The organism is Streptomyces sp. NPDC107517 (assembly GCF_055582645.1).
The window spans coordinates 73,470-84,722 of sequence record NZ_JBVJPM010000019.1; the positions used below are offsets into that span (position 1 = coordinate 73,470).

At 71.1% G+C, this 11,253-nt stretch carries 6 protein-coding genes and 1 pseudogene; 4 read left to right on the forward strand and 3 right to left on the reverse strand.

All coding sequences use genetic code 11. The features are described from left to right. Positions 1-238 precede the first annotated feature (238 nt). Together ACZ67T_RS33375 and ACZ67T_RS33380 are read right to left on the reverse strand one after the other, a co-directional pair. Positions 239-2,377, reverse strand: coding sequence for an acetate--CoA ligase family protein (locus ACZ67T_RS33375; RefSeq protein ID WP_469988994.1), 2,139 nt, complete (start codon positions 2,375-2,377; stop codon positions 239-241). Between the two features lie 59 nt (positions 2,378-2,436). Further along, positions 2,437-4,581 (reverse strand): acyl-CoA dehydrogenase family protein, encoded by a 2,145-nt coding sequence (locus tag ACZ67T_RS33380; protein ID WP_469988995.1) that lies wholly within the window; start codon positions 4,579-4,581, stop codon positions 2,437-2,439. A gap of 261 nt (positions 4,582-4,842) precedes the next feature. On the opposite strand from ACZ67T_RS33380, the gene ACZ67T_RS33385 reads away from it, so the two are divergent. From ACZ67T_RS33385 to ACZ67T_RS33400, 4 genes are all read left to right on the forward strand, one after another. Next, on the forward strand, positions 4,843-5,976 hold the full coding sequence (locus tag ACZ67T_RS33385) for a nitronate monooxygenase (protein WP_469988997.1): 1,134 nt from the start codon (positions 4,843-4,845) through the stop codon (positions 5,974-5,976). A 272-nt stretch (positions 5,977-6,248) separates the two neighbouring features. Further along, positions 6,249-7,574: an ABC transporter substrate-binding protein gene (locus ACZ67T_RS33390; protein ID WP_469988998.1), complete on the forward strand. Its 1,326-nt coding sequence runs from the start codon at positions 6,249-6,251 to the stop codon at positions 7,572-7,574. A 6-nt stretch (positions 7,575-7,580) separates the two neighbouring features. Further along, the gene (locus ACZ67T_RS33395) at positions 7,581-10,370 is read left to right on the forward strand and encodes an ABC transporter permease subunit (protein ID WP_469989000.1); all 2,790 of its coding nucleotides are present in this window, start codon (positions 7,581-7,583) and stop codon (positions 10,368-10,370) included. Further along, entirely contained in the window at positions 10,370-11,116 is a 747-nt protein-coding gene (locus ACZ67T_RS33400; protein WP_469989002.1) for an ABC transporter ATP-binding protein, read from the forward strand. The genes ACZ67T_RS33395 and ACZ67T_RS33400 overlap by 1 nt, the downstream gene beginning before the upstream one ends. A gap of 21 nt (positions 11,117-11,137) precedes the next feature. Here the strand turns inward: ACZ67T_RS33400 and ACZ67T_RS33405 are convergent. Continuing rightward, positions 11,138-11,230: pseudogene (locus tag ACZ67T_RS33405) on the reverse strand (IS982 family transposase); the annotation flags it as partial. Between the last annotated feature and the right edge of the window lie 23 nt (positions 11,231-11,253).

Consider the following 11,253-nt stretch of genomic DNA (forward strand, 5'->3'; position numbering starts at 1 on the left):
CCGTTCGTAGCGGCCCAGGCGCGGTTGCGGGACCGGGGCTGGCGCCGACGAGTCTCCAGGGGCTCCCGGAGGGGCAGGACGACTCCCTCTCTCGACGTGTTCGACATGTGCCGATATACCGTTCCGGCTCACTCGTTTGAAGAGCGAGGCGGCCTCAAGTGCTTGGCCGGACAGGTCACCCCTGCCGGACGGCAGAGCCCTGGGCCCCAAGGCATCTGGCCCGGATTCGACAGGTGCTTCAGCTACGACGCCAGGTCACCAGGGCGTCCATGGCTTCCACGGTGGAGCCGTCCACCCGTAGCGGGTTGATCTCCAGCGCCTCCAGGTCCTCGGCGAGCGCGAGCGCCAGATCGCCGAGGGACGCCACGACGTTCGCCACCGCGTCGAGGTCGGCCGGGACCGACCCGCGTGCGCCGTGCAGCAGGGGTGCGCCGCGCAGGCCGAGCAGCAGCTCACGTACCTGCGCGGGGGTGACGGGGAGCGGGGCGAGCGCGGTGTCCTTGAGGACTTCGGTGAAGACGCCGCCGAGTCCGACGGCGAGAACCGGGCCCCAGTGTTCGTCGCGGACGACGCCCGCGAGGAGCTCCGTGCCGTCGCGCCGCATCGGCGAGACGAGGACGCCCTCGACGGTGGCGCCCGGCACCTGGCGGGCCGCGTCGCAGACCGCCCCGTATGCCTGACGGACCGCGTCGGGGCCCTGAATGTCCAGGCACACCCCGCCGATGTCGCTCTTGTGCGCGATCTGCGCAGAGACGACTTTGAGGGCGACGGGCCCGTCGAACCCGTCCGCGGCGGCGATCGCCTCGGCGGCCGAAGTGGCCAGGGTCGCCGGGACCAGGGGGACGCCTGCCGCCGCGAGCAGGCCCCGGGCCGCGGTCTCGGACCAGGTGCCATGACGCTCGTCGGGGGCGGGCAGCGTGAACGTGGCCCTTGCGGGGGCCGGTTCGTCTGTGGCGGCTGTGAGTTCGTGGTGCGCGCGCGACCAGTGGACGAGTCCCGCGAGGGCGGTCGCGGCGTGCTTGAGCCCTGGCAGCGCGTACGGGAGGCCTGCGTGGTCCAGCGCGGCGCGGGTGTAGGGCGTGAGGGGCTGGAGGATCTGGCTGACCGGGATGACGGGCCGGGACGCCCGCGCCGCCCCCTCGCCGACCGCGTCCAGGAAACGCTGCCCGCTCCAGGGGCCTTCGCCGAAGGACGGCAGGCCGTTGATGACGGCGACGGCGCCGACGGCCGGGTCATCGGCCACCGTGGTGATCGACTTGGGGAAGAGTGAGGGGTCGATGATGGCGGCGCCGGTGAGGTCGAGAGGGTTCTGCACGGTGCCGTACGCCGGCATGACGGCGGTCAACGCCTTTTCCGTGTCCGGGTGCAGAGCGGGCAGCGAGAGTCCGGCGTCCGCGGCGCGGTCGGCGATGATTCCGCAGGCACCGCCCGAGATCGAGACCACGCCGATCCCCGTGGCGTCCGCGCCGAGCGGTCCGGTGCGGGCGGTGAGGCCCGCGGTGAGGAGCATGTCCTCGATGCTGTCGACGCGGATCACCCCGCACTGTCGGAACACGGCGTCCACGATGCGGTCGTCCCCGACCAGGGCGCCGGTGTGCGCGGCGGCGGACCGGCCCGCCAGTTCACTGGTGCCGGTCTTGAGGACCACCACCGCCTTGCCCGCCGCGGTCGCGCGCGCGGCGGCGCGCCGGAACGTCTCCGGTTCGCGTACGGACTCCATGTAGACGGCGATGGCACGGGTCGCCTCGTCGTCGACGAGGTAGTCGAGGACATGTCCCGCGGTGATCATCGCCTCGTTCCCGAGGGTGACCAGGTGGCTCAGACCGGTGTCGCTGAGGGCGGCGAAGTCGAGCATCGCGCCGGTGCTGGCACCGCTCTGCGACAGAAGGGCCATCGGGCCCGAGGTGCGGGGCAGGCCCGGGATCGAGGTGACCGGGACGCCGTCGACGAAATTGGCGAAACCCAGGTGGTTGGGGCCGAGCAGAAGAAGGTCCAACTCCCGTGCGTGAGCCACGAGTTCGGTCTGTGCCGCATGGCCCGCCGCGCCGGCTTCCGCGTACCCCGCCGACAGGATCACGGCGTTGCGGATGCCGGCCGCCGCCGCGTCCGAGAGAGCGTCGTGCATGCCCGCCTGGGGGACCATCACGAAGGCGACGTCGATCTCCTCGCCGATCGCCGTGCACGAGGTGACGGCGGCCTGGCCGTGCACGGTGCCGCCGCGCCGGTTGACGACGTAGGTGTGGGGGCCGTGGCCGAAGTCGCGCAGGTTGCGGTGGACGGAGGCCGAGAAGTGCGACTTCTCGCTGGCCCCGATGAGCGCCACTCCGCGCGGCCGGAACAGGGTGCGCAGACGGGTGGGTGTGACGGAGGAGGTCATTCACAGCTCCTATGTGGGCTCCTGCATGGGCTCGTACGGGGTGTCCCGCGCGCGGGAGTTCAGCGCGGCAGGCCGAGACCGCGAGCGATGAGAGCGCGTTGGATGTCATTGGTGCCGCCGCCGACGACGTACATCACCGACAGGCGCAGCCCGTGCTCGAAGGCACCGCCGCCCGGCACGTCGGTCACCGGGGCGGCGGCGGCCGACAGCGCCGCGTCGGGGCCGAGGATCTCCAGGACGCTCTCGCCGAACTGCTCGGCGAGTTCGCCGCCCATGACGCCGGCCATCGGCGCCTCGAGCCGGGCGCCCGTCCCGGCCGCGGTGGCGCGGATCGCCGACGCGACCAGGGCACGGTTGGCCTGGACACCGACGGCGAGCGCGCCGAGGCGCTCGCGCCGGGCGGAGCCGCGCGGCCCCACGGTGGTGTCGGGGTCGGCGCGTACGACGGCGAGGAGGTCGTCGAGCTGGCGGTGCAGGGCGGCGGCGATGTTGCCCATGGTGATGCGCTCGCCGGCGAGGGCGTCGGTGATGACCCGCCAGCCGCCGTCGACCTCGCCGACGCGCAGGTCGTCGTGGACCCGTACGTCGCCGTAGAAGACGGTGCAGGAGACCCCGCCGGACAGGGACGTGTGCTGCTGCACCGTGATTCCGGGTGTGTCCATGGGGACGAGGAAGACGGTGATCCCGGCCTGCCGTGGGGTGGCGTCGGGGTCCGTCCGCACCGCCAGCCACACCCAGTTGGAGAGATGGCCGCCGGTGGTCCACAGCTTCTGCCCGTTGATCACCCAGCTGTCGCCGTCGCGTACGGCACGGGTACGGAGAGAGGCGAGGTCGGAACCTGCCTCCGGTTCGCTGTAGCCCAGGCAGAAGGCCATCTCGCCGCGGCGGATGAGGGGCAGGAAGCGGTCTTTCTGCTTCTCGGTGCCGTGCTTGAGGATGGAGTTGCCGAGCAGGGTCACCGCGCCCAGGGCCCGGCCGACGGGGGCGCGGTGATAGGCGGCCTCCTCGTGGAGGACCACCTGCTCGGCCAGCGTGGCCTCGCGTCCGCCCGCTTCCTTCGGCCAGGCGAAGCCCAGCCAGCCCCGGTCGGCGAGCACGCCGACGACGTCCGCGTCGAGGTGTGCCCCGTGGAGGGTGGCACGGTCCGCGAACTGTTCGAACAGGGCGCGCACTTCGCCGCGGAAGGCCTCACCCTTCTCGCCCAGGTCGGCCGCCGGCAGCGATTCCGTCCCCTCGACCAGGGCATCGGCGACGGAGCCCGCGGCGCGCGGCAGATCCCGCAGGCGCGCGAGGTCGCCGTGGACACGGCGGAACAGCCAGGGCGCGGCGTGCTCCTCGAAATAGCCGACTGCCGCCAGGGTGTGGTGGGCGCCGAGCTGGATGCCGGGCGCGTGGGTGCGGACGTGCTCCGTGGCGATCTCGGCCGTGAGCAGCCGGTCGGCGGTGCCGTGCTCGAACGCCCGTACCGCCTCGTCGACGAGGAGCGTGCCGGAGGCGACCCCGATCTGGCAGTCGGCCGTGCGCTGCTGGACGGCGCCGAAGGAGCCGATCACCTTGCCGAACTGCCGGCGATTCACCGCGTGTTGCACGGCCAGTTCGTGCGCCCGACCGGCGGCGGCCAGGGCGCGCACCGCGAGTTGGAGCCGCAGCAGGACGAGGGCCTCGTCGGCGCTCTCCGCGTCGACGGGCGCGGCGGCCGTCGCGGCGCCCGGGGTGATCTCGGACCAGGCGGGGACGGCGAGTCCCGGAGTCGGGCATGTCGACATCACCGGGAGCAGTAGCGCCTGGCCGCCGGCGGGCGGGATCGTGAGCAGGTGCGTCGCGTCCGCCGCGGCGTCCACGTGCCGTACGGGGGCAGCTTCTTGGTCCCGCGACGTCGCGACGACCCGGATCTCGCCCGCGGTGATCCGGCCGGTGACGTCGCTGTCGTGGGCGAAGAGCCGTCCGGCCAGATAGCCGTCGAGCAGCGGCAACGGGCAGGCGGCACGGCCCAGTTCGCGCACGGCGGCCAGCGCCGCGGCCAGGGCGCCGTCCGCCGCGAGCCCGAACCAGCCGTGCTCGGCGGCGTCCGACCACAGAGGCGTCAGGCCTGGATCGGCAGCGGCGGCGGTGGGGTCCGGCCAGTGCCGGGTGAGGGTGCCGCGCACGCTGTCGGCGAAGGCGGCGACGTCCTTGGCGGACATCGGGGTGACGGCGGTGACCACGGGCAGGGGTCTCCTCTCGGACGTGCCGGTGCGGTGACCGGAAGGCATGTCGAGACTGGGGAGATGGGGGACGACGGAAGCGTCGTCGAACTGTGCCGCGGACGGCGTCCGCGTGCCGACCATAAAACCGACGGGTCCCGTTCAGCAATAGGGTGCGCAACGGCTCGGGCCTATTGCTGAACGGTTTCCGTCCGATTTACGGTGCCCGGTGGCTGCACCCAGTCGGGATCCAGTCCGCAGCCGTCTGAGAAGGAGACCGTCATGAAGACGCCCATCTGTGACCTGCTCGGAATCGACCTGCCTCTCCTCGCCTTCAGTCACTGCCGCGACGTGGTCGCGGCCGTCACCAACGCCGGTGGCTTCGGTGTCCTCGGCGCGTCGTCGCACACGCCGGAGGATCTGGAACACGAACTCGCCTGGATCGACGAGCGGGTGGACGGCAAGCCGTACGGGGCGGACCTCGTCATCCCCGAGAAGTTCGAGGGCAAGGGGCAGCACCTCACGGGCGAGGAACTGGCCGCCAGGGTGCCCTCCGGGCACCACGCGTTCGTCGACGGCCTCCTCAAGGAGCACGGCCTGGAGACCGGAGGCCGCGACAGGTGGCCGGCCATGGCCAATGTGCCGGCCGACGGGATCGGCGAGGAACTGCTCGACGTCGCGCTGCGCCACCCGATCAAGCTGATCGCCAACGCGCTCGGCGTGCCGCCCCGTTACATGATCGACCGGGCCAAGGAGGCGGGCGTCCCGGTCGCCGCCCTGGTCGGGGCCAAGGAACACGCGGTCAAGCAGGTCAGGGCCGGTGTGGATGTGCTGATCGCCCAGGGTACGGAGGCCGGCGGACACTGCGGCGAGGTCGCCACCATGGTCCTCGTCCCCGAGGTCGTCGAGGCGATCCGCCCGATCCGGGAGGTGCCGGTGCTCGCCGCGGGAGGCATCGTGACGGGTCGCCAGATGGCGGCCGCGGTCGCCCTCGGCGCGGCCGGGGTGTGGACCGGTTCGGTGTGGCTGACCACCGAGGAGGCCGAGACCGCGCCGTACACGGTGCAGAAGATGCTCGCGGCCTCGTCCCGCGACACCGTGCGCTCCAGGGGGCGTACGGGCAAGTCGTGTCGGCAGCTCAAGTCCGCCTGGACCGACGCCTGGGAGCGGTCCGGTAATCCGGAACCGCTGCCGATGCCGCTCCAGTCACTGGTCTCCGAGCGCGCGCTGCGCTACGTCGACACGCAGGCCGAGAGGGGCCATCCGGGCGCACAGGACCTGGCCACCTACTTCGTCGGCCAGGGGGTCGGGCTCATCGACCGGGTCCGGTCGGCCCACGACGTGGTCTACGGGATGGCCGAGGACTTCGTGGAGGCGGCCGAACGGATCGCGACCGCGATGGGGGAGCGGGGCTGAGCTGAGCCGACGGCTGCTCGGCGCCGTATTCGGTGCAGGCATTGATCGCATAATCAGTGCACGCATTATCTGCTCACGTTGCGCCGCCGGCGTGTAGAAGCCTGCCTGACATCGCTTGATCGTCAACTTCTTACTCGTCGACGCACATTGACGGCCACTCGGCGGATTAATACAGTGCACTCAATTCCTATGTGCACTTCGTCCGACATGCCCGAAAAGGTCATATCCCCCGAGGCGCGAGCGACGACGCTCGCCCAAAGTGAGGTGGCACGATGCTCCTAGGCAAGCGACTTCAGCGACTCCGGCGACATCGGAGGCTTCGAGGTGTCTGCGCCGCCGCCTGTCTCGTCCTCACGGCGGCGGCGTGCTCGGTCCAGGAGAGCAGCGTCGAACAGGCGCCGCGGACCGCCTCCCCGCAGGCGGCCGACGACGCGAAGCTGAGCGGCGACCCGGTCGTCATCGGCTCGATGTTCCCGGTGTCGGCGCCGCTCTCGACCTTTCCCCAGCTCCCGTACATCGCACAGATCGCCGTCAGGACCGTCAACGCGGAGGGCGGCATCAACGGTCGCCCGCTCAAGTGGGTGCACTGCGACGACAAGGGCGACCCCAACGTCGCGGCCAAGTGCGCGGACAAACTGCTCAACCAGACCAAGGTCAGGGCCCTTGTCGAATCGGTCGGCGTGCAGGGCAACATTGCCTGGCCGGTCATCAAGAAGGCCGACGTCATCAACTGGTTCAACGTGCCGATCTGGCCGGACGACACCACCAGCCCGCTCGCGTACCCCGCCGGCCTCGGCATCTTCGCCCACCAGAACATGGGACTCCTCGTCAAGCAGCACGAGTTCAAGAGGGTCGCCTGCCTGACAGCCGAGGGCACCGTCTCCACGAAACTCTGCAACTTCGCCAAGGAGTCCCTCGCCGCCAAGGGCGTCACGGACTTCAAGAAGGTCACCTGGCCCGCCGACACGACCACCTTCCTGCCCTACGCGGCCAAGGTCCTGGCCGACGGCTACGACGCCGTCGTGATGGGGGTGGGCGACGCGATCTCCGCGCCCGTGCTCCAGGCGCTGGCGGACATGGGCGTCGACGTCCCCGTCCTCGCCCCGAGCACCTCGATCGGCACCCAGTCCATCAAGGCGGCCAGGGAGACCGGCCTGAGACTGCGGGTGGCCAGCAGTTGGGCCGCCGACCCGGCCGAGAACGCGGCCCGCGCGCAGATGCTCGAAGCCATCCAGAAGTACGGTCCGTCCGTCGGAGCGCCGCCGCACCTCGACACCGTCAGCGACAACGCCTTCAACATGTACGAAGGCATCCGCTCACTGGCCGCTGTCATGAACGGCGCCAAGTCCCTCAAGACAGCCGACCTTCAGGCCTACATCGCCGAGCACCCGGTCGTGACCGGGGCGACGCCACCGCTGGACTGGACCAAACCGGGCCCCGTACCGGGATCCCCGCGCGTCGTGCAGGTCTATGCCGAGCCCTCGCGGCTGTCCAAGGACGGGGTGCTGACCGCCCCCTCCGACCTCTGGGGGTCCGTCTTCCCCGGAGTCGACGACATCAAGTGCTGTTCGGCCCCAACTACCGCCAGTGGGAGGTGAGTCGGAGTGTTCCAGCTGTGGACCTTCATCATCGTCGGGCTCTCGGCCGGCGGTGCGTACGCACTGACCGCGATCGGCGTGGTCACGATCTACCGCGGCTCCGGCGTGCTCAACTTCGCGCACGGCGCCATCGGCATGGCGGGCACGTACGTCTTCTGGGAGCTGTACGAGGACGGCGCCGCCACCCACGGACTGCGGGCCCTGGCCCGGTGGCCGATCGGCCTCGCCATGGCGGCCGGGATCGCGGCCGGCGCGCTCCTCGGACTCGCCGTCTATCTCCTGGTGATGTATCCCCTGCGCAACTCCTCGGAGCTGGCGCGCGTCATCGCCACCCTCGGTGTGCTGCTCATCATCCAGAACGCCGCGCTGATGATGTACTCCTCGGAGACCGTCGTCATCCCGCGGTTCCTGGGCCGCGGCAACTTCCCCGTCTTCGGCGTACCCCTGCGCTACGACTCCGCGATCGTGCTCGGAGTCGTCCTCGTCCTCGCCGTCGGCCTCACGCTGCTGTTCCGCTACACCCGCCTCGGACTCTCCGCGAGCGCGCTGCAGAGCCGCCCGGTGGCGGCCGCCACGCTCGGCATCTCACCCCACCCCGTCGGCATCATCACCTGGACCCTGGGCGGCTCGCTCGCCGCGGCCGCCGGCATCCTCGTCGTCCCCACCATCGGGCTCTCGCCGACCCAGCTCACCCTGCTCATCAACTACGCCTTGGCCGCGAGCCTCGTGGGCAAGTTCCGCAACTACGGCACCGCCGTCGGGGCGGCTCTGCTCATGGGCATCGCCGAAGCGGTGATGATCCTCTACGACGTGCCGACATGGATTCGCCTGATGACACCGTTCGTGGTCATCCTGGTCGCCCTCGTAGCGGGCGGCACGGCCGTGCCGGGCCGGGGGTTCGCCGAGAGCCGGCTGCCCAGGGTCGGCGCCGGGCTGCTGCGCCCCGTCCCGGCCGCGATCGGGTTCGGCGTGGCCGTCTTTTTCGCGCTCGGCCTGGGCAGCGGCTGGTCCGGCGCGGTCGCCAACGCGGCGATCGCCGCGCTCGTCAGCCTCGCCATCGTCATCGTCACCGGCTACGCCGGGCAGATCAGCCTCGCCACGTACGCGCTGATGGGTGTCGGCGCGATGGCAGGTGCGCACGCGGCGGGATCGTGGGGGCTCGGCTATGCGATGACTCTCGTCCTCGGTACCGCCGCGGGGGCCACCGTCGGGTGGCTCATCGGGCTTCCGGCGATCCGGGTCCGTGGCATCGACCTGACCGTCGGGACGCTGGTGTTCGGCGTGGTCATCGCCAACACCGTGTTCATCTCGCCCACGTTCATCGGCAACGACAGCTTCGGCGGGATCATCGTGCCCGAGCCGAGCCTGTTCGGCCTCGACCTCGATCCCAGCGAGCATCCGGGCCGGTTCGCCCTCCTGTGCCTGGCGGCGCTCCTGGCCGTCGGGATCGGGACCGCGAACCTGCGCCGGTCCGTGGCGGGGCGCCGGCTGCTCGCGGTGCGCGCCAACGAGCGGGGAGCCGCCGCTCTCGGCATCTCCGTCGGCGGTGTGAAGGTCGCCGCCTTCGCGCTCGGCGGAGCGGTGGCGGGCCTCGCGGGATCCCTCACCGTCTTCCAGAGCCGGACCATCACGCTCACCAACTTCGACGTCTTCAAGTCGATCTTCGCGCTCGCCTTCACGATCGTCAGCGGCGTCGGGTACGTCACCGGGGCGCTGTACGCCGGACTCATCAGCTCGGGCGGCCCGCTCTCGTACCTCTTCAGAGACCTGTCCTCGAAGATCGACCTGATCTTCGCGGTCGCGTCGGGCCTGCTCGTCATCCAGATCATGCTGCAGGACCCGGACGGCATGATCCCCATGCTGCGGCGGCAGTTGACGCCGCTGACGCACCGGGCGGGGCGGCTGCTGCGGCAGGGCCGACGTGGCGGAGTGGGGCCCGCGCAGGACTTCTCCGTGGAAGCGATACCCGACGCCGGACTCGAACCCGTACCGCGCTCCGACGAACCCCTCCTCCGCGTAGACCACCTGAGCCTCGCCTACGGCCCCGTGCACGCGGTCGACAACGTCAGTCTCCAGGTCCGCCCGGGCAAGGTCGTGGGGGTGATCGGGCCCAACGGCGCGGGCAAGACGAGCCTCATCGACACGCTCACCGGTTTCGCGCGCCGCAGCACCGGCACCGTCCGCCTCGGCGATGTCGACGTCTCCGAGTGGACCATCCGCCGCCGCGCCCGTGCCGGGCTCGGCAGGACGTTCCAGAACCTCGAGCTCTTCTCGGACATGACGGTCCGCGAGAACCTCCTCGCGGCGCAGGACCCGCGTGGCATCGGCGCTTACCTCAGCGGATGGGTGCGCCCCGGTTCCGCGCGCCTGGACGGCGTCGCCACGCAGGCGGTGGCACTCCTCGGACTTGAGGAGTGGCTGGACAGCGAGATCCGGACCCTGCCTCAGGGGACACGTCAACTGGTCGCCCTCGCCCGTGCGTTGGCGGCCCGGCCCAGGATCCTGTGCCTGGACGAGCCCGCGGCCGGACTCGACGAGAGCGAGCGCGAGGCGATGGCGGCGGCGCTGCGGCTCGTCGTGGACCGGCTGCACATCGGGGTGCTGCTCATCGAGCACAACATCGATGTCGTCGCGGGACTGTGCGACCACGTCCTCGTCCTCGACTTCGGCGCGGTCGTCGCGAGCGGCGTCCCGGCGCAGGTGCTCGCCTCGGACGTCGTACGGCACGCCTACCTCGGGACCGGGGGAGTGCCGCAGAAGGTGGAAGTGCTGGCCGGCGAGGAAGAGGTGAACTGATGGCGACCCAGACCGAGAGCCAGGCCGGGACTGCCACGGCGGGCGTGAGCGGCCTCGACGTACGCGACTTGGCGGCCGGGTACGGGTCGGCCCCGGTGATCTCCGGCCTCGACCTGGCGGTCGCGGCGGGCGAGGTCGTCGCCGTGCTCGGGCGCAACGGTGTGGGGAAGACGACGGCACTCATGGCGATCGGCGGCTTCCTGAAACGGGCGACGGGCACGGTGACCGTGAACGGCACCCCTGTCGTCGGAGCGTCCCACCGGCGCATGCGCCGCCAGGTGGGACTCGTCCTCGAAGGCCGCAGCGTCTTCCCCTCGCTGACCACCGCGCAGAACCTCAAGGTCGGCCGGGTGGAGGTGGGTGACGTGCTGAGAGTCTTCCCCGACCTCGGAGCGCGCCTGCACGTACGGGCCGGTAACCTCTCCGGCGGCGAGCAGCAGATGCTCAGTCTCGCCCGCGCCATGTGCAGGCGGCCGCGCGTGCTCCTGCTCGACGAGCTGTCCTTCGGACTCGCCCCGGTCATGTGCGACCAGCTGTTCTCCGGAATACGGAGGTTCGCCGCGGACCACGGCATCGCTGTGGTCGTCGTCGAACAGCACCTGCACTACGCGGCGATGGTCGCTGACCGCGCCGTGGTCATGCACCAGGGCCGTCTGGCCCTGGAACTCCCGTCGTCCGAACTCGTCGCGCGCAGCGCCGAGATAGAGCAGCTCTACCTGGGCGGGCCGGACACGAGCGGAACCTGACCAGCTCCTGGATGCGCGACAGAGCCGTTGCGCCCGGGAACGGGCGTGGCGGAGCCACTTGGCCTCGGAGGTGAAGCCGAGCACGGCCTGCATCGTCGCGAGGGAGTCCAACTCTGTCTTCACACACGGACGTTGGA